Origin of the sequence: Stenotrophomonas acidaminiphila (assembly GCF_001431595.1) — a bacterium.
Lineage (GTDB): Bacteria > Pseudomonadota > Gammaproteobacteria > Xanthomonadales > Xanthomonadaceae > Stenotrophomonas > Stenotrophomonas acidaminiphila.
Genome location: NZ_LDJO01000073.1, coordinates 18,899 through 39,051 on the forward strand (window position 1 = coordinate 18,899; position 20,153 = coordinate 39,051).

The 20,153-nt window shown below is 71.0% G+C and carries 24 protein-coding genes; 16 read left to right on the forward strand and 8 right to left on the reverse strand.

Annotated elements, in window-relative coordinates; translation table 11 throughout:
- The first annotated feature begins 34 nt into the window (after positions 1-34).
- Positions 35-760 (forward strand): transporter, encoded by a 726-nt coding sequence (locus ABB33_RS16085; RefSeq protein ID WP_161809436.1) that lies wholly within the window; start codon positions 35-37, stop codon positions 758-760.
- Positions 761-790: 30 nt separating this feature from the next.
- On the opposite strand, the gene ABB33_RS16090 is transcribed toward ABB33_RS16085, so the two are convergent.
- Positions 791-1,696, reverse strand: a complete 906-nt coding sequence (locus ABB33_RS16090) for a LysR family transcriptional regulator ArgP (protein ID WP_054664448.1) — start codon at positions 1,694-1,696, stop codon at positions 791-793.
- 124 nt (positions 1,697-1,820) lie between these two features.
- On the opposite strand from ABB33_RS16090, the gene ABB33_RS16095 reads away from it, so the two are divergent.
- From ABB33_RS16095 to ABB33_RS16110, 4 genes are all read left to right on the forward strand, one after another.
- Positions 1,821-2,456 carry a LysE/ArgO family amino acid transporter gene (locus ABB33_RS16095; protein WP_054664451.1) on the forward strand — a complete coding sequence of 212 codons (636 nt, stop codon included), beginning with the start codon at positions 1,821-1,823 and terminating at the stop codon, positions 2,454-2,456.
- Between the two features lie 79 nt (positions 2,457-2,535).
- Positions 2,536-3,753 carry an MFS transporter gene (locus tag ABB33_RS16100; RefSeq protein WP_056932753.1) on the forward strand — a complete coding sequence of 406 codons (1,218 nt, stop codon included), beginning with the start codon at positions 2,536-2,538 and terminating at the stop codon, positions 3,751-3,753.
- A 90-nt stretch (positions 3,754-3,843) separates the two neighbouring features.
- Positions 3,844-4,134: a hypothetical protein gene (locus ABB33_RS16105; protein ID WP_054664458.1), complete on the forward strand. Its 291-nt coding sequence runs from the start codon at positions 3,844-3,846 to the stop codon at positions 4,132-4,134.
- A gap of 49 nt (positions 4,135-4,183) precedes the next feature.
- Entirely contained in the window at positions 4,184-5,251 is a 1,068-nt protein-coding gene (locus ABB33_RS16110) for an HDOD domain-containing protein (protein WP_054664460.1), read from the forward strand.
- A gap of 24 nt (positions 5,252-5,275) precedes the next feature.
- Here the strand turns inward: ABB33_RS16110 and ABB33_RS16115 are convergent, their stop codons facing one another.
- Positions 5,276-6,850 (reverse strand): phospholipase D family protein, encoded by a 1,575-nt coding sequence (locus tag ABB33_RS16115; protein WP_056932754.1) that lies wholly within the window; start codon positions 6,848-6,850, stop codon positions 5,276-5,278.
- A gap of 115 nt (positions 6,851-6,965) precedes the next feature.
- On the opposite strand from ABB33_RS16115, the gene sstT reads away from it, so the two are divergent.
- Genes sstT through ABB33_RS16130 form a run of 3 tightly spaced genes read left to right on the forward strand, consistent with a single transcriptional unit; the run spans position 6,966 to position 9,201 of the window.
- Positions 6,966-8,174, forward strand: coding sequence for a serine/threonine transporter SstT (gene sstT, locus ABB33_RS16120; RefSeq protein WP_054664465.1), 1,209 nt, complete (start codon positions 6,966-6,968; stop codon positions 8,172-8,174).
- Between the two features lie 2 nt (positions 8,175-8,176).
- Positions 8,177-8,899, forward strand: coding sequence for an AzlC family ABC transporter permease (locus ABB33_RS16125; protein WP_056932755.1), 723 nt, complete (start codon positions 8,177-8,179; stop codon positions 8,897-8,899).
- Entirely contained in the window at positions 8,896-9,201 is a 306-nt protein-coding gene (locus tag ABB33_RS16130; RefSeq protein ID WP_054664471.1) for an AzlD domain-containing protein, read from the forward strand. Before ABB33_RS16125 ends, ABB33_RS16130 begins: the two co-directional genes overlap by 4 nt.
- A 32-nt stretch (positions 9,202-9,233) precedes the next feature.
- Here ABB33_RS16130 and ABB33_RS16135 read toward each other — a convergent pair whose 3' ends face one another.
- Together ABB33_RS16135 and ABB33_RS16140 are read right to left on the reverse strand one after the other, a co-directional pair.
- Positions 9,234-9,944, reverse strand: a complete 711-nt coding sequence (locus ABB33_RS16135; protein ID WP_056932756.1) for an rRNA pseudouridine synthase — start codon at positions 9,942-9,944, stop codon at positions 9,234-9,236.
- A complete protein-coding gene (locus tag ABB33_RS16140) occupies positions 9,941-10,483 on the reverse strand; it encodes a M48 metallopeptidase family protein (protein ID WP_056932767.1) in 543 nt (180 codons plus the stop codon). Before ABB33_RS16140 ends, ABB33_RS16135 begins: the two co-directional genes overlap by 4 nt.
- Positions 10,484-10,547: 64 nt before the next feature.
- On the opposite strand from ABB33_RS16140, the gene ABB33_RS16145 reads away from it, so the two are divergent.
- Positions 10,548-11,105, forward strand: coding sequence for a DUF2058 domain-containing protein (locus ABB33_RS16145; protein WP_054664476.1), 558 nt, complete (start codon positions 10,548-10,550; stop codon positions 11,103-11,105).
- Positions 11,106-11,181: 76 nt separating this feature from the next.
- A complete protein-coding gene (locus ABB33_RS16150; protein ID WP_056932757.1) occupies positions 11,182-11,448 on the forward strand; it encodes a DksA/TraR family C4-type zinc finger protein in 267 nt (88 codons plus the stop codon).
- A 92-nt stretch (positions 11,449-11,540) separates the two neighbouring features.
- On the opposite strand, the gene ABB33_RS16155 is transcribed toward ABB33_RS16150, so the two are convergent.
- The 3 genes from ABB33_RS16155 to ABB33_RS16165 all read right to left on the reverse strand — a co-directional run bounded on the left by ABB33_RS16155 (position 11,541) and on the right by ABB33_RS16165 (position 14,019).
- The gene (locus ABB33_RS16155; RefSeq protein WP_056932758.1) at positions 11,541-12,005 is read right to left on the reverse strand and encodes a GNAT family N-acetyltransferase; all 465 of its coding nucleotides are present in this window, start codon (positions 12,003-12,005) and stop codon (positions 11,541-11,543) included.
- A gap of 48 nt (positions 12,006-12,053) precedes the next feature.
- On the reverse strand, positions 12,054-13,304 hold the full coding sequence (locus ABB33_RS16160) for a sugar transporter (RefSeq protein ID WP_056932759.1): 1,251 nt from the start codon (positions 13,302-13,304) through the stop codon (positions 12,054-12,056).
- A 133-nt stretch (positions 13,305-13,437) separates the two neighbouring features.
- A complete protein-coding gene (locus ABB33_RS16165) occupies positions 13,438-14,019 on the reverse strand; it encodes a mechanosensitive ion channel family protein (protein ID WP_054664487.1) in 582 nt (193 codons plus the stop codon).
- Positions 14,020-14,386: 367 nt separating this feature from the next.
- Here ABB33_RS16165 and ABB33_RS16170 point away from each other — a divergent pair, with 367 nt between their 5' ends.
- The 4 genes from ABB33_RS16170 to ABB33_RS16185 all read left to right on the forward strand — a co-directional run bounded on the left by ABB33_RS16170 (position 14,387) and on the right by ABB33_RS16185 (position 16,824).
- Positions 14,387-14,965 (forward strand): RNA polymerase sigma factor, encoded by a 579-nt coding sequence (locus ABB33_RS16170; protein WP_056932760.1) that lies wholly within the window; start codon positions 14,387-14,389, stop codon positions 14,963-14,965.
- Positions 14,962-15,504 (forward strand): hypothetical protein, encoded by a 543-nt coding sequence (locus ABB33_RS16175; protein WP_056932761.1) that lies wholly within the window; start codon positions 14,962-14,964, stop codon positions 15,502-15,504. The genes ABB33_RS16170 and ABB33_RS16175 overlap by 4 nt, the downstream gene beginning before the upstream one ends.
- Positions 15,505-15,516: 12 nt before the next feature.
- On the forward strand, positions 15,517-16,410 hold the full coding sequence (locus tag ABB33_RS16180) for a DUF4097 family beta strand repeat-containing protein (RefSeq protein ID WP_056932762.1): 894 nt from the start codon (positions 15,517-15,519) through the stop codon (positions 16,408-16,410).
- Between the two features lie 81 nt (positions 16,411-16,491).
- A complete protein-coding gene (locus ABB33_RS16185; protein ID WP_054664497.1) occupies positions 16,492-16,824 on the forward strand; it encodes a zinc ribbon domain-containing protein YjdM in 333 nt (110 codons plus the stop codon).
- 27 nt (positions 16,825-16,851) lie between these two features.
- Here ABB33_RS16185 and ABB33_RS16190 read toward each other — a convergent pair whose 3' ends face one another.
- Complete coding sequence (locus ABB33_RS16190) at positions 16,852-17,964, reverse strand: tetratricopeptide repeat protein (protein ID WP_056932763.1); 1,113 nt, start codon at positions 17,962-17,964, stop codon at positions 16,852-16,854.
- Between the two features lie 297 nt (positions 17,965-18,261).
- Between ABB33_RS16190 and thpR the strand changes: the two genes are divergently transcribed.
- Positions 18,262-18,849 (forward strand): RNA 2',3'-cyclic phosphodiesterase, encoded by a 588-nt coding sequence (gene thpR / locus ABB33_RS16195; RefSeq protein WP_056932764.1) that lies wholly within the window; start codon positions 18,262-18,264, stop codon positions 18,847-18,849.
- A gap of 88 nt (positions 18,850-18,937) precedes the next feature.
- Positions 18,938-19,537, forward strand: coding sequence for an HD domain-containing protein (locus ABB33_RS16200; protein ID WP_056932765.1), 600 nt, complete (start codon positions 18,938-18,940; stop codon positions 19,535-19,537).
- Positions 19,538-20,153: the final 616 nt, after the last annotated feature.

Here is a 20,153-nt window from a genome sequence, read left to right on the forward strand (position 1 = left end):
GCAGGGCATGCATGGGTTTCTGACTGGAATGGCGATGGCCCTGCTGGCCTGCGCCGACGCGCAGGCGGCACAGGCGCCGGCCTATGACCGGCCGGGCATCGGTTTCTCGGCCAGCACGGTGGGCAAGGGCGTGCTCGCCTGGGAGCAGGGCCTGCCCGATGGCAGCCGCGACCGCAGCGGCGGGGTGACCACCACCGCGTGGACGGCCGACACGCTGCTGCGGCTTGGCCTGGCCCCAACCGTGGAGCTGCAGTTGGGCGCGGACACCTGGAGCGGCCAGCGCATCCGCGGTGCCGGCCTGCGCGAGCGTGCCGAAGGCGGCGGCGATGGCAGCGTCGCGCTGAAGTGGGCGCCGGCGCTGGCCAGCGACACGCTGACGGTCGCCTTCAGGCTCGGCACCACGCTGCCCTGGGGACGCGCCCCGCTGGGCGGCGATGGCCACGTCCGCGACGCGGGCGTGACCGTGGCCTGGGCGTTGCCGGCCGACACCAGCCTGGCGCTGTACGCCGACCGGCAATGGGGCGCGGAAGGGAGCGGCTGGCTGTTCTCGCCCAGCTACGGGTTCCCGCTGGGCGAGGACGTGGCGGCCTATGTCGAAGCCGGCTACGGCGAAGACGCCCGGCACATGCGCGCCGCCGGGGCCGGGCTGGCCTGGATGGCGACGCCGTGGCTGCAGCTCGACGTTTCGTTCCTGCGCGGGCTGGACGCAGCGACCGCCGACTGGCAGGGCGGCGTCGGGCTGGCGCTGTACTTCGACTGACGCCGCTCAGGGCGGTGCGCACCGGCGCGCTCAGCGGCGCCGGCGGATCAGGGTCGAGGAGGCCTGCAGGATGGCGCGGGTCAGCAGCGCCATCGAGGCGACCTCGCCCTTCCAGTGCTGCCAGTACAGCGGGATGTCCTCCCAGGCGCGCGCCTTGACGTAGACCAGGCGACCGCTGTCCAGGTGGCGGCGCACCAGCGGCAGCGGGTTCATGGTCCAGCCCAGGCCGCCGAGATTGGCGTGGACGAAGGCGCGGGTGGAGGGGATCCACCAGGTCGGCGCCTGCAGCGGCTGCTGCGAGCCGGTCAGGCGCTGGGCATAGCGCGCCTGCAGGTCGTCCTTGCGGTTGAACACCAGCACCGGGGCCTGCGCCAGGGCCTGCGCGGTGACGCCCCTGGCGAAGTGGCGCGCATGGAACTCCGGGGTACAGGTGGCGGCGTAGCGCATGCTGCCCAGCGCGTGGATCTGGCAGCCCTGCACCGGTTCGGACAGGGTGGTGACCGCGCCCAGCACCGCACCCTGGCGCAACAGCGCCGCGGTGTGGTCCTGGTCCTCGGTATGCAGGTCCAGCGTGGTGCTGCCGAGCCGGGCGAACGCCAGCGCGGCTTCGGGAAACCAGGTCTCCATGCTGTCGTGGTTCACCGCCACCGGGATGCTGGCGCGCGGCAGGTCGGCGTCGGACAGGCCGATCCGCTCGAACGCGTCGCGCTCCAGCAGCGCGGTCTGCTCGGCCAGGCGCACCAGCACCTGGCCCTCGGCAGTGGCCTCGGTGGGGGTGGTGCGCCGGACCAGCAGCTTGCCGACGCGTTCCTCCAGCGCCTTGATCCGCTGCGATACCGCCGAGGCGGTGACGTTCAGTGCCAGCGCGGCGCGTTCGAAGCTGCCTTCGCGGATCACCGCGGCCAGGGCGCGGAGTTGGGCATGGTCGATGCGCATGATTAAGTATTGCTAATGAGGGTTTAAGAAGTTTAGCTCCACTTCTCGATGCTGCACTGCGACAATTGCCGCCATCGACGCACCCCCGGTGCCGTCCCCCTCATAGCAGACAGGCAGTTCCCCCATGTTTTCCGTCGTAACCGCCCAGGCCACCAGCGCCGCCTGGCTCAGCGGTGCCGGTACCGGCATCGGTCTTTTCGCCGTGGTCGGCGCGCAGAGCGCCTTCATCCTGCGCCAGGGCATCCTGCGCCAGCACGTGATCCCGGTGATCGCCACCTGCTTCGCCATCGACGCGGCCTTCATCTTCGCCAGCGTGGCCGGGCTGCGCACGCTCACCGACCAGCTGCCGTGGCTGACCACGGTGCTGCTGTGGGGCGGCGTCGCCTTCCTGGTCTGGTATGCGCTGCAGTCGGCGCGGCGGGCCGTGGCCGGCGGTGGCGGCATGCAGCTGGATGACAGCGCCGAATCCTCGCGCCGCGCGGCGATGATGGCCGCGGCCGGATTCTCGGTGATCAACCCGCACTTCTGGCTGGACATGGTGGTGATCGGTTCGATCGCCGACAACTTCGGCCACGCGCGCATGGCGTTCGCCGCCGGCGTGGTCACCGCCAGCGCGTTGTGGCTGACCGCGCAGGGGCTGGGCGCGCGCCTGTTGACGCCGCTGTTCCACAAGCCCGGCACCTGGCGGGTGCTGGACGGCACCATCGCGGTGATCCTGAGCGTGCTGGCGCTGACCCTGGCGCTGCGCGGCGTCGGTTGATGGCGCGGGTGCCGCGCAGGCGCCTCCGCGCTGGCGCCCATCCGGCACCGGCGCGCGCATCCCGTGGTGGCGGCCGCGCATGAGCCAGCCGCGGCCCGCGCTGTGGACCCCGGGGTTCGTGCTGGCGTGCATCGCCAACTTCCTGATGGGCATGTCGTTCTACGTGCTGATGCCGACGCTGCCGTTCCATCTCGTGGAGCAGCTGCGGATCGGCGAGGCCACGGTGGGGCTGGTGTTGTCCAGCTACGTGATCGCGGCGCTGCTGGTGCGGCCGTTTTCCGGTTTCATCGTCGATCGCTTCAACGCCAAGCACGCCTACCTGGTGGCGCTGGCGGCCTACGTGCTGTTCACCTCCGGCTACCTGCTGGCGCACACCGTGCTGGTGTTCGTGCTGGTGCGGCTGGGCATCGGCGTGACCTTCGCGGTGATGAGCACCGCGGCCAACACCCAGGCCATCGACATCATCCCCTCGGCGCGCCGCGGCGAGGGCATCGGCCTGTTCGGGCTGATGAGCAGCCTGGCGATGGCGCTGGGCCCGATGGCCGGGCTGTGGCTGATGGACCACCATCCGTTCCAGGTGATCTTCGAGGCGGCGGTGGCCGCCGGCATCGCCGGCCTGCTGGTGGCGTCGTGGGTGCATGCGCCGCGCAAGCAGCGCGACGGCGCCGCCACGGTGTTGTCGCTGGATCGCTTCCTGCTGGTACGCGGTATCCCGCTGGCGTTGAACCTGGCCGTGATCGGCCTGGGCTACGGCATGCTGCTGGCCTTCGCCGCGCTCCACGGCAAACAGCTGGGCGCCGGCAATACCGGCATCTTCTTCACCCTGATGGCGGTGGGCATGATGGTCTCGCGCGCCTCTTCCGGGCGCCTGATCGATGGCGGCCGGGTGGTGCTGGCGACCAACGGCGGCAGCCTGGCGATCGTCGCCGGGCTGGGATTGATGGCGTACGCGGCCGCGCCGGCGACGTATTACCTGTCCGGACTGCTGGCCGGCTTCGGTTTCGGGGTGGTGTACCCGGCCTACCAGACGATGATGGTCAATCTCGGCGGCCACGCCCGCCGCGGCACCGCGGTGGCCACCTATTTCTGCGCGCTGGACGTGGGCATCGGCGCCGGCATGGTGCTGGCTGGCCTGGTCGCCGCGCGCTTCGGGCTGGGCGCGGCGTTCGCCAGCGGTGCCGGCCTGGCGCTGGTCGCCGGTCTGGTCTACGCGCTGCGGTTGTCGGCACGCTTCGTGCGCGCGCCGCTGCCGCAGGCCGCTGTTGCCGGCGGCGCACGGGCGGACGCAGACGACTGACGACCGGCGGCTTGGCCGGCGCCGGCCTGTGGCAGAATCAATCCGCATGCGGCGGCCGTGGATGGCCGCGCCATTACCCCGGGGGAAGCAATGAAGAAGTACCTGCCCGTCATCGCCGTGCTGTGCCTGCTGTCGGCCTGCAGCCAGGGGATCAAGGGCGTCTATGCCGATGCGATGGGCGTCACCCGGTACAGCTTCACGCCCGGCGGCACGGTCACCATCGAGGCGATGGGCATCTCGCAGGAAACCACCTACGTGCGCGAGGGCGATACCTTGAAGGTGGCGCTGCCGCAGAAGGGCGCGTCGCTGAATTTCACCATCAACGAAGACGGTTCGCTGGGCGGTCCGCTCGGCATCCGCCTGGAAAAAGCCGACAGGTAACGGGGCGCGGCATGCGGCCTTCAGCTCCTGCCCGACCGGGGTGCCAGCAGTGGAGCCGGTGATCGTCTCGGCGCTGCTGGCCGCGCTGCTGGCCGGCGCGGGTGCGGCGTGGTGGTTCGGCCGGCGGCGCGCGGATGCGGCCTGGAGTTTCGTCCCCGAGGCCGCCGATGCGGACGACGCTGCCGCCCCGGCAATGGACCCGGCACTGCTGCCGCGGATGCGCCGGCGCTTCCTGCGCGCCGCGCTCGGCATCGAAGACGACGTGGCGGAGCTGCCCGATGCGGCCGGGCACCGCCAGATCGCCGATACCGTGATCGCGGTGCTGGAGCGCGCCGACCTGTCGCAACGCTACATCCCGCGGCGTCCGCACCTGCTGCCGCAGTTGATCCAGAGCGTCAACGACAGCACCGCCTCGGCGCGTTCCATCGGCCGCATCATCGGCAGCGACCCGCTGCTGACGGTCAACCTGCTGCGCATCGCCAACAGCGCGCTGTACCGCTTCCAGCAACAGGAAGTGCGCAGCATCGAGCGCGCGGTGACCGTGGTCGGCAACGAAGGCATCCGCCAGATCATCTCCGCGGCGCTGGTGCAGCCGGTGATGAACCCTCCCGACGGCGATGGCGGCCGGTTCTCGCAGCGGGTATGGGATTACACCCTGCGCATGTCGCTGGCCGCGGCCGATCATGCCCGCAGCGTCGAGCGCGAGGACGGTTTCTCCGCGCAGTTGGCCGGCCTGCTGCGCGGGCTGGCGATGGTGATGGTGGTGCGCGCCACCGCCGACGCCTATTCGCGCCGGCAGACGCTGGCGCCATCGCCGGCACTGCTGCTGTCCCTGCTGGAACGGTGCACTCCGCAGCTGGCGGCGCGGATCGCGCGCGCCTGGCAGCTTTCCGCCGATGTCGCCGCGGCGCTGGAGGCCGGCGGCCAGGGCGTGCCATCGACGCCGCTGGCGCGTTCGCTGCAGGTCGGCGAACTGGCCGCGGCGTTGTCGATGCTGTGCCGGGAAGGATTGCTCGAGGAAGCGCAGGCGCTGGAAACGTTGTCCGCCTGCGTTCCCGGCCATGTCGGTGGCTGGTTGTGGAAGCGGGTCAGCCCCGATGCGCCGGGCGAGGGCTGAGCTGGATGCTGCGGGCGCGGCGCGTCACAGTTGTGATTCCAGCGGCAGCCAGCTGATGACGCGGGTGGTGGCGCGCTGCAGCCAGGTGGTATCCGGCTCGACGACGTAGCCGGCAGGTGGCCTGCGCGCACGGTCCAGCCAGCGCAGCTTTCCGTCGCTGTCCAGGTAGAGGTAGTAGCTCAGGTCGGGGCCGGACAGGCGCAGGTACTCCTCGCGCAGCTGCGCGGCCAGCACCGGGTCGTCGAACAGCACGCCCATCTCGGTGTTCAGGTACGCCGAGCGCGGGTCGAGGTTGAAGGACCCGACGAAGCCGCGCCGGTCGTCCACGACGATGGCCTTGGTGTGCAGGCTGGCGCCACTGCTGCCGAAGGCCGAGCTGCGGCCGCTGCTGCCGCGCGCCTTGAGCTCATGCAGCTGGACGCCACCGCGCAGCAGCGGCAGCCGGTAGTGCATGTAGCCACTGTGCACGGCAGCCACGTCGTTGGCCGCCAGCGAGTTGGTGATGATGCCCACATGCACGCCGTCTGCCACCTGCTGCAGCAATTCGCTGGTGCCGGTGTCGCCGGGGACGAAGTACGGCGAGATCAGCAGGGTCTTGTGCCGCGCCTGGCCCAGCTCCGCGCCCAGGCGCGTCACCAGCCAGTCGCCGCGGTCGTTGTCGCGGTGCTTGAGCGGCGGGTCGGAATGGACCTGGATGCGGTCGCTCCAGTGCAGTGCCAGGCGTCCGCCGACATAGGTGTCGGTGAGCCGCTCGCGCAGCCGTTGCAGGTAGGGGAGCGCCTCGGCCCGGCGCGCATCCAGCTCGGCACGGGAGACCAGCTGGTCGAGCTGGCGCGCCGACGGCGGGGCGAGGGCGGCGATGGGCACGGCGGCGCGGCTGTTCCAGAAGGCGTCGAAAATGGCGCTGGCCTCGCCGGCGGCCGGGCCGGCCAGCAGCAGGTCCAGGTCGCGGAAATTGACGTCCGGGCGCGCGTCGAAGTACTCGGCGCCGATGTTGCGGCCGCCGACGATGGCGACGCGGCCGTCGGCGATCCAGGCCTTGTTGTGCATGCGGTGGTTGATGCTGAAGACCCGCTGCACCATCTCCAGCAGGCGCCACAGGCCCTCGCGGTTGCGGAACGGGTTGTACAGGCGCACTTCGATGCGCGGATGGGCGTCGAGCGCCAGCAGCTGCGCGTCCATCCCCTTGGCGTTCATGTCGTCCAGCAGCAGCCGCACCCGCACCCCGCGCTGGGCCGCCGCGTACACGTCGTTCACCAGCAGGTGGCCGACCATGTCGTCGTGCCAAATGTAGTACTGCAGATCGAGGCTGCGGCCGGCCTGGCGGGTGACCACCGAGCGCGCGGCGAAGGCTTCCAGGCCGTCGACCAGGTAGGCCGCGCCGCTTTGCCCCGGGTGCGCGGCGAGCTGTGCCTCGAGCGCCCGGTCCAGCGCGGTCTGCGCGGCCCGCGGCGGCAGCGCGGTGGAGGGCTCGCCGACCGCGCGCGGGGTGAGCCAGTCGCCCAGCAGCAGGCCACTGGCGACCAGCAGCAGGAGCGCGGCGAGGATGCGGGTGCACAGGCGCAGCAGGCGCCTGCCGCGGGACGGGGAAGGTTCCATGCGTGCATCCTAGCGGGGTCCGGGTGATGCCGCTGCGTCGGGCCATGACGTTCCGGGGGTGTGGGCGGCGGCCGGTCTGGGGGAGAATCGCGGTTTGCCCTGCCCGAGCCCGCCGATGCACAACCGTTCCAGCTCCTTCCGTGCCCCCAGCCTGGTGGTCCAGATCATCATCGGCCTGCTCGCCGGCATCGCGCTGGCGCTGGCCTGGCCGCAGGGCGCGCACGCGGCCGGCCTGCTCGGCACGGTGTTCGTATCGGCGTTGAAGGCGGTGGCCCCGGTGCTGGTGCTGGTCCTGGTGACCGCCTCCATCGCCAACCACCAGCAGGGGCAGAAGACGCACATCCGCACCATCCTGCTGCTGTACGTGGCCGGCACTGTGGCCGCGGCGCTGGTGGGCGTGCTGGCCAGTTACCTGTTTCCCAGCACGCTGCTGCTCAAGGCACCCACCGACGCCGGGCTGAGCGCGCCGGGCGGCATCGGCGAGGTGCTGCGCACGCTGCTGATGCAGGTCGTCGACAACCCGGTCAACGCGCTGGCCCATGCCAACTACATCGGCCTGCTGGCCTGGGCCATCGGACTGGGGCTGGCGCTGCGCCACGCCGGTGCCGGCACGCGCGCGGTGGTCGGCGACCTGTCCGCGGCGATCACCTGGATCGTGCGCATGGTGATCCGGCTGGCGCCGCTGGGCGTGTTCGGCATCGTCGCCTCGCTGCTGGCCGAGTCCGGGCTGGGCGCGCTGGCGAACTACCTGCACGTGCTGTGCGTGCTGGTCGGCGCGATGCTGTTCATGGCCTTCGTCGGCAACCCGCTGATCGTGGCGCTGACCACCCGCCGCAACCCGTACCCGCTGGTGCTGCGCTGCCTGCGCGAAAGCGGCATCACCGCGTTCTTCACCCGTTCCTCGGCGGCCAACATCCCGGTCAACCTGGAGCTGTGCCGCAAGCTGGGCCTGCACGAGGAAACCTACTCGGTGGCGATCCCGCTGGGGGCGACCATCAACATGGCCGGCGCGGCGATCACCATCTCGGTGCTGACGCTGGCGGCGGTCAACACGCTCGGCATCGCCGTGGACCTGCCTACCGCGTTGCTGCTGAGCGTGGTGGCGGCGATCGGCGCCTGCGGTGCGTCCGGCGTGCCCGGCGGCTCGCTGCTGCTGATCCCGCTGGCCTGCGGCCTGTTCGGCATTTCCAACGACGTGGCGATGCAGGTAGTGGCGGTGGGCTTCATCGTCGGCGTGGTGCAGGACTCTGCCGAAACCGCGCTCAACTCCTCGACCGACGTGGTGTTCGTGGCCGCCGCCGAACAGGCGCGCGGGCGCGGCTGAAGATGGCCCCGCGCCTGACGCCCGCGGTCCGCATCGGCCTGTCCATCGCCCTGGCCACCGGCCTGTACGGCGTGTCCTTCGGGGCGCTGGCGGTGGCCTCGGGCTTCAGCGTCGGGCAGACCGCGGCACTGAGCCTGCTGATGTTCACCGGTGGCTCGCAGTTCGCCTTCATCGGCGTGATCGGTGCCGGCGGCAGCGGCATGGCCGCATTCGGCGCGGCCACCCTGCTGGGCATCCGCAACGCGGTCTACGGTGCGCAGATCAACCGCATGCTGCGGCCGCGCGGCTGGCTGCGCCCGCTGTCGGCGCAGCTGACCATCGACGAATCTGCGGCCACCGCCGCCGGCCAGGACACGCCGGCCGAGCAGCGCCGCGGATTCTGGGTGGCCGGGGTGGGCGTGTACCTGTTGTGGAACCTGTTCACCCTGCTCGGGGCATTGCTGGGCGATGCGCTGGGCGACCCGCGCCGCTGGGGACTGGACGGCGCCGCGGTGGCGGCCTTCCTCGGCCTGCTGTGGCCGCGGCTGCGTGCGCGCGAACCGTTGGCCATCGCCGCGACGTGTGCGCTGGTGACGGTGCTGGCGCTGCCCTGGGCGCCGCCGGGCGTGCCGATCCTGCTGGCGGCCGCGGTCGCCGCGCTGTGGGGTTGGTTCGGGCGCGGGCCGGCCGATGAAGGGCTGGAGCCGGACGTGACCCCCGGCCACGACCCGGCGGGCACCCGATGAGCCTGTGGAGCTGGGTGCTGCTGGCCAGCGCGGTGGCCTGGGCGGTCAAGTTCTGCGGCTACCTGGTGCCGGTGCGCTGGATGGAATCGGCGCGCATGACCCGCGTGGCCGGTGCGCTGACCATCGGCCTGCTGGCGTCGCTGACCGCGATGAACGCGGTGTCCGCGGGGCAGGGCGTGGTACTGGACGCACGCCTGGGGGCGCTGGCGGCAGCCGCACTGGCCCTGCTGCTGCGGCTGCCGTTCCTGGGCGTGGTGCTGGCCGGTGCGCTGGCGGCGGCGGTGCTGCGGCTGCTGGCGTAGCTGCCGGGCGCCGTTGCCAGCGGCGGCGTGGCTCAGAAGCGCTGGGCGGAAGCGAGATAACGCCACTGGCCGTCCGGCATCCTGTTCAGGCCGATGCGGCCGATCCGCAGCCGGCGTACCTGGGTGGCGCGCAGCCCGACCGCGGCGCACATGTGCCGCAGCTGGCCCGGCCGCACGTCCTTGATCGCGAAACGCAGGCGCTGTTCGCTCTGCCAGCTGACCTTGCAGGGCGGCAGCGTGCGCCCCTGGTACTCCAGGCCGTGGGTCAGCCTCGGCAGCGCCCAGGGGCTGCCTTCGCCGTCCACGTCCACCATGTATTCCTGTTCCAGCGATGCCCCGGTCTCGAGCAGGTGGCGGCGCACGCGCCAGTCCTGGGTAAGCACCACCAGTCCGCAGGCGTCGTCGTCCAGCGGCATCGGCGTTTCCAGGCGCAGGAAGTGGCGGTGCAGCAGGCGGATGCCGGAGGCGTCGTCGGCGAAACGGGCCTCCTCGCGCAGCAGCGCGGACAGGTCCGCGGCGCAGCAGCCGGCCGGCTTGTTCAGCAGCAGCGTCGCCGGCTCGGCCGGTTCGCTGGCGGCACCGGCGGCGAGGGTGACGGTCTGCCCGGCCACCATCGCCTGCGGTGCTTCCACCACCACTCCGTCGACGCTGACCCAGCCGCCCTCGATGTAGTGCCGGGCCTGGGCGCGGGAGCAGTTCAGCTGCGCGGCGAGGCGCTTGTCGAGGCGGATCGGGGTGGTCATCGGGGGCGGGCAGGTGCGGCGGGCGGCGAGTGTAGCGCCTGCCGGGGAACCTCGTGCTCCAGTGCGGTCAGGTACAGGCGCAGGTCGAACTCCAGCTGGTGGTAGTCCGGCTCCATGTGCAGGCACAGCTGGTAGAAGGCCTTGTTGTGCTCGGCCTCCTTCAGGTGCGCCAGTTCGTGCACCACGATCATGCGCAGGAACGGCGCCGGGGTATCGCGGAACACGCTGGCGATGCGGATCTCGCGGCTGGCCCTGAGCTTGCCGCCGTGGTTGCGCGACACGGCCGTGTGCAGGCCCAGGGCGTGCTTGAGCACCTGCAGCTTGCCGTCGTACAGCACCTTGCCCAGCGGCACCGACTGGCGCAGGTGGCGTTCCTTCAGCGCCTGCACGTAGTCGTAGAGCTGGCGGTCGCTGCGCACCGCGTGCGGCTGCGGGTAGCGGCGGCGCACGGCCTCGCCCAGGGCACCCTGCGCCAGCAGCTCGCGGGCGCGCTGCTGCAGGTGTTCGGGGTAGCCGGCAAGGTAGTTCAGGGGCTGCATCGGCGGGCGCGGGCGGGTGTGGGCCGGTATCATGCCGCATCGTTCCGATCACGTAGTGCGAAACATGGCAAAGGCGAACCCCCTGCAGGAGCAGCTGCTCAAGGCCGGCCTGGTGAAGAAATCCCAGGTCGCGCAGGTCGCGCGCGAGCAGAACAAGGCGCGGCACGCCAAGGGCGCACCGGCCGGCCCCAGCGAAAGCCAGCTGGAAGCCGAGCGCGCACGCGCGGAAAAGGCCGAGCGCGACCGCGTACTGGCCGCCGAGCGCAACATCCAGCGCCGTGCCGAGGAACTGCGGGCGCAGGCGCGGCAGATCATCGCCGACCGCCGGGTGCCGCGTCGTGGCGAACTGGAGTACCGCTTCAGCGACGGCGCGGCGATCCGCACCCTGCTGGTGGACGAGGCGCTGCGCCGGCAGCTGGCCGCCGGCACGCTGGTGATCGTGCGCCACGGCGAGGGGTTCGAGCTGGTGCCACGGCTGGCCGCGGAGAAAGTGCGCGAGCGCGATGCCAGCCTGATCGTGCTCGACCACGGCCAGGCCGGGGAAGCGCCGGCGTCCAGCGGCAATGCCGAAGACGACGCCTATTACGCGCAGTTCGTGGTGCCCGACGACCTGGTGTGGTGATGCCGTCCCGGTGCATTGGCCCGGCGTACAGGCGATTGCGCTAGGCTGGAACCGGGTCACTTCGGAGCAGCCAGCCATGGCCACCGGTTGGGCGGGAGACACCGCCGTTCAGGATCAGATCGACGCCACCGTCGAGGACGCGATCAAGCGCGCCCGCAGCCGCCTGCCCAGCGGACCCGGGCTGGAGCGTTGCGAGGAATGCGATGCGCCGATTCCCGAGGCGCGGCGCAAGGCCATTCCCGGCGTGCGCCTGTGCGTTGCCTGCCAGCAGGCGCTGGACGTGGAGGAATCGGCGCACAGCGGCTACAACCGCCGCGGCAGCAAGGACAGCCAGCTGCGCTGAGGGGCGGGCGGCACGGTAACGGCCGCGCAGGGGCGCCCGTGCGTACGGCCTGATGCATTGCCGCCGGTGGGGCCTGCAGCGGCGATTGCCCGTTACCGCACCCGCCGCTGCATCGGCACGAAACGCACGCCGTTGGCCGTCTGCGCCGGGCCGCTGCCGATGAAGCCGAACCGGGTGTACACCGGAACCGCGGTTTCGGACGAATTGACCGTGTAGGCGCGGTCGCCGTGGAGCCGCAGCGCGTGTTCCCAGAGCTGGCGCGCGATGCCGCGCCGGCGGGTATCGTCGCGGACGAACAGGTGCTGGACATGGCTGCCATCGCGCAGCGCGATCATGCCGCACAACCGGTTGTCCTGCTCGGCCACGTAGTGCGCGAACTGCGGGGAAAGCAACCGCTGCGCAAAGCTCTCCGCGGTGAATGTGGCCAGCAGCGGGTGGGTGCAGGGCGCAGTGCCGGGCCCGGCATCGAGCAGGTGCCGCGCCAGCGGCGTCACCAGGCCGCAGAGCGCGGCCGCATCGCCCGCGTGTCCACCGCGTACCGTGATCCGAGCTGGCATCGTCCCGTCCCTCGTCGTGCAGGGCCCGAGCATAGCGGTTGCGCCGGATCAGCGCGGTGCGTCGACGGTGCGGAAGCTGGCGGCCCAGCGCCGCATCGCGAACAGCCACCACAGCCAGCCGGCACTGGCGAGCAGCCCGCCCACCAGGCCGATGTGCTGCATGCCCAGGTGCAGGCCGACCTGGCTGCCGATCAGCGCGCCGGCGCCGATGCCGATGTTGAAGATGCCCGAGAACAGCGCCATCGCCACGTCGGTGGCGTCGGCCGCCAGCCGCAATACCTTGGATTGCATCGACAGCGCGAAGCAGATCATCGCCACGCCCCACACCGAGGCCAGCGCGTACAGCATCCAGGCGCCGCCGGTGGCCAGGCGCAGGCCCAGCAGGCACAGCGCCAGGGTGCCGATGGCGGCGAGCAGGAAGCCGCGCGGCCAGCGCATGCCCAGCCGCGAGAACAGCACGCTGCCGAAGAAACCCATGCCGCCGAACAGCAGCAGCACCCAGGTGGTCACGTGCGCATCGAAGCCACCGACCTGCTGCACGAACGGCTCGATGTAGCTGTAGCCGGTGAACTGTGCCGCCACCACCACCATCACCAGCAGGTACAGCGCCAGCAATGCCGGACGCCGCAGCAGCAGCGGCAGGCTGCGCGCCGAGCCGCTGTTCTGGCTGGGCAGCGGCGGCAGCAGCCGTGCCAGCACCCCCATCGCCAGCAGGGCGACGCCGCCGATGGCCAGGAAGGTGACGCGCCAGCCCAGCAGTTCGCCGACCACGCGGCCCAGCGGAATGCCCAGCACCATCGCCACCGAGGTACCGGTGGCCAGCAGGCCGAGCGCCTGCGGGCGCTTGTCCGCCGGCGCGATGCGCACCGCCAGCGAGGCGGTGATCGCCCAGAACACCGCGTGCGCCAGGGCGATGCCGATGCGGCTGAGCATCAGCACGCCGAAGTTCCAGGCCAGCGCCGACAGCAGGTGGCTGGCGACGAACAGCGTGAATACGCCCAGCAGCAGGCGGCGGCGGTCGAAGTCGCGGGTGAGCAGCATGCCTGGCAACGAGGTCAATGCGACCACCCAGGCATAGGCGGTGAGCATCAGCCCGACGTGTTCGATGGGCATGCCGAAACTGCCGCCGATGTCGCTCAGCAGCCCGACCGGCACGAATTCACTGGTGTTGAATACGAACGCGGCGATGGCCAGCGCGACCACCCCCAGCCAGCGCTGGCGGTCGCTGCGGACGGCGGGAACGGGCGACGCGGTGTCCGCCGCGGGGGCGGGACACGAGGGCGTGGGAGAGCGGGGCATTGCGGAGGGGAGAGCCGATGGGGGACGGCCCCTTGGCGGTGCCGCGGCGGGATTTTCGCACGCAACGGCCATACACGGACGGAACGCTGTGGTACGCCCTCGGCGACGGGGCCATGCTCGTCGCCGGCAGAACTCAGCCGTCGCCCTGGATCACGTGCGCCTGGGCGGCGGTGGACGGCCAGCGGCGCAGCCCGCGCTGGAAGAACAGGCTGTTGGGGATCTGCATCAGCGTGCCTTCGGCCGGGCCGCCGATTTCCTGCAGCGTGGTGTAGATCAGGTTGATGTCGATCACCTGGCCCTTCAGCCCGGGCTTTTCGCCGTTCTCCAGCAGTTCGATGCGGTCGCCGAGGCGGAACGGCCGGGTGGTGAAGATCAGCAGCGCGCAGAAGATGTTGGACAGCACGCTCCAGGCGGCGAAGAACGCCACCGCGCCGACCGCGGCGAAACCGGTGAACGCGGTCCACAGGATGGTCGGCGATACCCCGAGCTGGTCGAGGATGGCCACCAGCGCGGCGCTGCCGATCACGAAGTTGGACAGCCGCCGGGCCGCGGTTTCCACCTGCGGCGGCAGCGTGTAGTGCATGCCCAGGCGCGCCAGCAGGCGCCGGGTGAGCAGGCGCAGCAGCCACGCCACCAGCAGGATCAGGATGACGACCAGCGCGGTGTCGAGCAGGTTGATCCATCCATGCATCCATTCGGGCAGGTAGTTCTTCATCGGTCTGTCTCCTTGCGACGCCGTGCCCGGTCGCGGGCGCCTGCGTTGCAACGTTCGGAAAAGCACTGCGTGGCCATGTCGCCGGTACTGCTGTGCCACGGCCCGGGCACGGGCCGGCGCGAGGCCGGCGTACGTACCGCGCACGCCGGGCACCAGCGGCCGCGGCGGGCTTGCCGACGGGGCGCGGCACCGGCGTCGGTGCGGGCGGCGGTGGACAGGGACATGGTTGGCAGGCGGGGGGCGAAGCGGGATTGTCGGCCAGCCGGCGCGGCCTTGTCAGCCCATGCCGGCGTGGCCGCTGCGCCGCCCCGGCAAAAAGATCGCAGGCGGCTTTAAACCTTTCCGCTGGCCGCCGCATCCAACGGATATGCTCGACGCCACCGTGACCGCCACCGCCCCTTTTCCGCAGGCTGCCGACGACGACGCGCTGGCGCGTGCCGCCGCCGCAGGCGACAGCCATGCCTACGAGCGCATCTACCGCCGCCACGCCCCGCGCCTGTACGCGCTGCTGTGGCGGCTGTGCGGTGGCAGCGCGGCGCGCGCCGAGGACGCACTGCAGGAGACCTTCATCCAGGCCTGGCGCAAGTTGCCGCAGTTCCGTTTCGAGAGCGCGCTGGGCACCTGGCTGCACCGCATGGCGGTGAACACCGCGCTGATGGAGCTGCGCGCCAGTGCCGCGTTCGGGGCCCTGGACATCGGCGAGGGCGGCATGGACGTGCTGGCGCGGATGCCGGCGTCCAGCCGCTGCCAGGCCACCGGGCTGGACCTGGAGCGCGCGCTGGAGACCCTGCCGCCGCGCGCCCGTGCGGTGCTGGTACTGCACGACATCGAGGGCTGGAAACACCACGAGATCGCCGAGGAACTGCAGATGGCCGTCGGCAGTTCCAAGGCACAGCTGCATCGCGCGCGCGGGTTGTTGCGCGCGCGTCTGGGAGAAACACCATGAACGAACACGATTCCGACCACGACCACGACCACGACCACGACCACGACGACCTGGCCACGCGCCTGCGCCAGCTTCCTTCCGAGCGCGTGCCGCCGGCCGCGGCCTGGCAGCGCATCGCCGCGCAGCTGCACGAGGCGCCGCGCGAGCGGTCCGCCATCGCCACGCCGCCCCGGCGCCGCCGGCGCTGGCCGTCCGTCGCCGCGGCCGCGGCGGTTGCCGCGCTGGCGCTCCTCGGCGCCGGCCGCTGGTGGGCCGTGCAGCCACCGCAGGCGCAGGCCACGCAGGTTTCGCCGCTGGAGGCGCAGGCCGATGCGCTGGCCGCCAGCTACCGCCAGGCGCTGGCGGCGATTCCGCAGGACACCGTGCCCGCCGAGCTCGCCCCGGCGCTGCGCGAACTCGATGCCAGTGCAGGCAGCATCCGCTCGGCGATCGCACAGAGCCCCGATGCCGGCTTCCTGCTCGGCCAACTGCGGCGCACCTACGCGCTGCGCCTGGAACTTACCCGGCAGGGCCTGGATGCCGCCGGTCTTCCCACCTGAAGGAGAATCCCCATGAATGTTTCCCTGCGACACCTGCTGGCCGCCGTCGCGCTGCTGGCCCCGCTGGCCCCGGCCCTGGCGCAGACGCCGGTCAATGAACGCCACGCGCTGTCCAGCGGCGGGCGGGTGGAGATCAGCAACATCGCCGGCTCGGTGAGCGTGCGCGGCTGGGACCGCAACGAGGTGCAGCTGACCGGCACCCTCGGCGAAGGCCAGCGGCTGGAGGTACAGAACAGCGCCAACCGGGTGCAGCTGAAGGTGGTGTACCCGCGCAACAGTCGTGGCAGCCGCGGTGCGGTGCTGGAACTGCGGGTTCCGCGCGGCAGCGAACTGCAGGCCGGCACCGTCAGCGCGGCGCTGGACGTGGCCGATGTCGACCTGCGGCGCCTGCAGGCCAACACCGTCAGTGGCGGCATCACCGCGCGCGGGCAGGCCGGGCAGACCAGCCTCAATACCGTCAGCGGCACGATCCGCTCGCAACTGCGTACCCCGCGGTTGGAACTGCGCACGGTCAGCGGCGCGATCAATGCCGCCGGCAGCAGCGGCGGCGAGGTGGCGGCCAACTCGGTATCCGGGTCGGTCGACCTGGACCTGTCGGCGGTGCAGCGGCTCGACGTGGAAACCGTCTCCGGCGGCCTCGGCGTGCGCAGCGCCGGGCTGCAGCCGGGCGGGCGCATCAGCCTGCAGACGGTCAGCGCGCCGATCTCGCTGGCGCTGCCGGCGCGCACCTCCGCGCAGCTGAAGGTCAGCAGTTTCAGCGGCTCCATCCGCTCGGACGTGGGCCAGGTCGAACGCCCGCGCTACGGGCCGGGGAGCAGCCTGGACGCGCGCATCGGCGGCGGCGATGGCGATATTTCCATCACCTCGCATTCGGGCAATGTGCGGGTGGACCTCGGCGCGCGCTGAGCATCCCCGGCGCGTCCGCCCCGGTGCGCCGGGGCGGGCGGCTACAATAGCGGGCTTGCAACGTCATCGTCTGGAGTCGCCATGCCCGTTTCTTCCTGCCCGCAGTGCTCGTCGCAGAACGTCTACCCCGACGGCGCGCTGTGGATCTGCGCCGATTGCGGCCACGAATGGACCCCGGGCGAGGCCGCCGAATCGGCGCTGGTGGTGCGCGACAGCAACGGCAACGTGCTGGTTGCCGGCGACACGGTCACCGTCATCAAGGACCTGAAGGTCAAGGGGTCGTCGATCCCGCTCAAGCAGGGCACGGTGATCCGCAACATCCGCCTGGTCGAGGACGATGCCGAACACATCGAAGGCAACTCGGACAAGATCAAGGGCCTGGTGCTCAAGACCTGCTTCCTGCGCAAGGCCTGAACCACGGCGCGGCAGGCGCCGGGCGCGTCAATGCCCGGCGTGGCGGGCGCTGAGCCTGCGCAGCGTATCCAGCTTGGCCTGGTAGATCGCGCGCTGGCTGTCGCTGCCGCCTAGCGCGCGGGCCCGTTCCAGTTCACGCAGCGCGCGGCGGTTGTCGCCGCTGAGCGAGTAGGCCCGCGCCAGGCCGAAGTGGAACTGGTGGGCGCTGGCGTACAGCCGCACCGCATGCCGGTAGTAGTGGATGGCGGCGGGATAGTCGGCGCGTCGCTCGGCGTCAACGCCCTGCATGAACTGGTAGAACGGGTCATGCTGGTACTCGCGCCGCAGCCGCGCGTCCAGCCGCGCCGCGCGCTGCGTGTCGCCGATGCGCAGGTACAGCGCACCGGCATTGGACAGCGTGGAGGGCAGGTCCGGATCGATGGCCAGGGCCTTGTCGAATGCGGCAAGCGCTGCCGTGGTATCGCCCAGGCGGGTCTCCAGAACGCCCAGGTTGTTCCATGCCGGTGCGAAGCGTCCTTCCTGCTCCAGCGCCAGGCGGAAATGCGCGCGGGCCGCCGCGACCTGGCCGGCAGCCAGCAACTCGGCGCCGCGGTTGTTGTAGAAGTGGGCCAGTGCGCGCCGGTCGGAAACCGGGCGCGGTCCACGGCGGTCGTACAGCACGTTCTGGTCCAGATCCAGGGTGGCGCTGCGGCCGTTGACGCGCAGTCCGACATTGACGTGCCCGGCGTTGTAGACCACGCTCTGTTCCTGGTACCAGCTGACGACCCGCCCGACCTCCTGGACTTCGGCGTCGATGCCCGCTTCGCGCGCCAGGGCGACGAACAGCAGGGTGAACGACAGGCAGTTGGCGCGGCGCTGGGCCCAGGCCTCGGCGACGGTCAGGGTCGCGGCGGTGTCGTACTCCAGTGCCGGATCGGCGGCGGCCTTCGCATCCGGCGCGCTTGGCCGGAACACGAGTTCGACCAGCCGATGCAGGCGCTGCTCCGGGGAGAGGGTGGGGGTGATGACCTCATCGCGCACCTGCTGTTTCAGCGCGGGGGGAATCGCCATGATCTGTTCGGGCGTCGGCGGCGTGACCGGCGCTTCCGGTGGGGCGAGGGTGATGGCGGCGAGCAGGGCAAAGGCGTTCCAAGCGATCATGGCGACCACCGGTGAGGTGCTGCGGCGCTGCCAGTGTATGCCTGTCCGGGGGCGCCGGCGCAGTCGCCGTGCAATCCACAGGCGGTGTGGACCGGGCGCTGGCAAAGATGTGGATAAGTCACGGCACCCCTTGCGCCAGCGGCGTTGCGCGGGGCTGGTCATATTTTCGCCATGCGCACCGCGGGCGCCGGCAACGGGCGGCCCGGCGTACCGCAGGGTCTGCTAGTATCCGCGCCCCAGACGAGGCCGGCCGCCGCACGCCGGCGTGCTCCCGCCGGCCGGCGTTTCCATTCGACCATGACGAAGTTCATTCCCTCCGCCGAGGCGCAACTGTCGCTGGGTCTCGGCAGCGACATTCCCACCGAGCGCCTGTTCTTCGCGGTGATGCCCGATCCGGCCACCGCCTGGCGCATCGCCGAACTGGCCGAGGGACTGCGCGCCGAACATGGCCTGGACGGACGCCCGCTGGCGCGCGAGCGCCTGCACGTCACCCTGCATCACCTGGGTGATTACGCCGGCCTGCCACCGAGCCTGCTGGCGAAGGTGCAGCAGGCCGCGGCGCGGGTGCGGATGCCGGAGTTCGAGGTGTGTTTCGATGAGGTCGGCAGCTTCGCCGGCGGCCGCCAGCATCCGTTCGTGCTGCGCAGCGAGCACGGCGCCGACCTGCTGCTGGGCCTGCACCAGGAGCTGGCGCGCTGTCTGCAGGCCATCGGCAGCCGCCCGGATCCGGGGTTCACGCCGCACCTGACCCTGCTCTACGACAAGCGGCGCCTGCCGGTACAGCCGGTGCAGCCGATGCGCTGGCTGGTGCGCGAGTTCGTGCTGATCCGCAGCTACCTGGGTCAGACCCGCTACCAGATGGAAGGGCGCTGGAGCCTGGGCTGATACGCGCCACCGGGCGGGCCGGCAGCGCGGCGGTCAAGCCGGCCGCGAGGGACGTCGCCGACGCCGCAGCCGGTGCCTAGAATGGCGCATGGACCTGATCCCGATGCCCCTGCCGGCAGACCAGTTGGCCGAGATCGAAGCGGCGCACGCGCAGCCGCCGCGCGCGTACCACAATTTCGGCCATGTGCAGGCGCTTCTGCAGCACCACCGCGACGTTGTCGCCGGCCCGGGATGGCGGCAGCCGCGCGAGGTGGCGCTGGCGATGCTGTACCACGATGCGGTGTACGAGGCCGGGCGCGGCGACAACGAAGCGCGCTCGGCGATGATGGCGCGGGCGGCGATCGCGCGCTGGCTGCCCGATGCCGGCGTGGATGCGGAGCGGGTGGCGGCGTTGATCGAGCTCACCGCGCGCCACGGCCATGTGCGTGGCGATGAGCTGGACGCGGACGCGGCGCTGTTCCTGGATGCCGACATGGCCATCCTCGGCGCGCCGCCGGACGTGTTCGATGCCTATGACCGTGGCATCGCCGAGGAGTATCGCGGCAAGGTGCCGGGCTTGCTGTTCCGGCTCAACCGCCGGCGTTTCCTGAAAGGGGTGCTGGCGCAGCCGCGCATTTTCTTCAGCGATTTCTTCCATGCGCGTTATGACGCGCAGGCGCGGGAGAATCTGCGGCGGGTGACGGGCTGAGGCCTGCTTTTGCTTTGGCTGTTGCTCTTTAAGCTTTTGACTTTCCGGGTCCCCTTCCGTAGCGACGGAGCCGGTGGGAATAGCCCGAAGGGCGACGTGCAGGGATGTGCGTCGTTTTTCTACGCGACAGGGATGTCGCGTAGAAAAATCCCGCCGGCAGAGTGGACCCGGCGCGCGTAGCGCGTCGGCAGTGGCGTGTTCACCAGCCATTCGGCTGTTGAAAAGCGCCTCGGTGGCTCGCGCCACAAAGGGAAGCGAGAGCTTTTTGATCCTGCTCCAGCCTTTGCTTGGCTTCTCAAACCGCCAGGAGCGAAGGCCAAGGTGATAGCCGAGAAGTTCAATGGGCTTGGGGCAAGTATGAAAGCGGAAGCTTGAAGGCCGAGCTTTCGCCCCTGCTGCGCAGGAGCGAGTTACTTCTCTTTGCTCGTGCAAAGAGAAGTAACCAAGAGAAAGCACGCCCCTGCCTCCGCGCCCACGGCACTGCGTGCCGCGGGTCCACTCCGCCAGCGGGATTTTTCTACGCGACATCCCTGTCTCGTCGAAAAACGACGTGCATCCATGCACGTCGCCCCCTGCGGGGTCCTGTCCGTCGGCTCCGTCGCGGCGGAAGGGAACC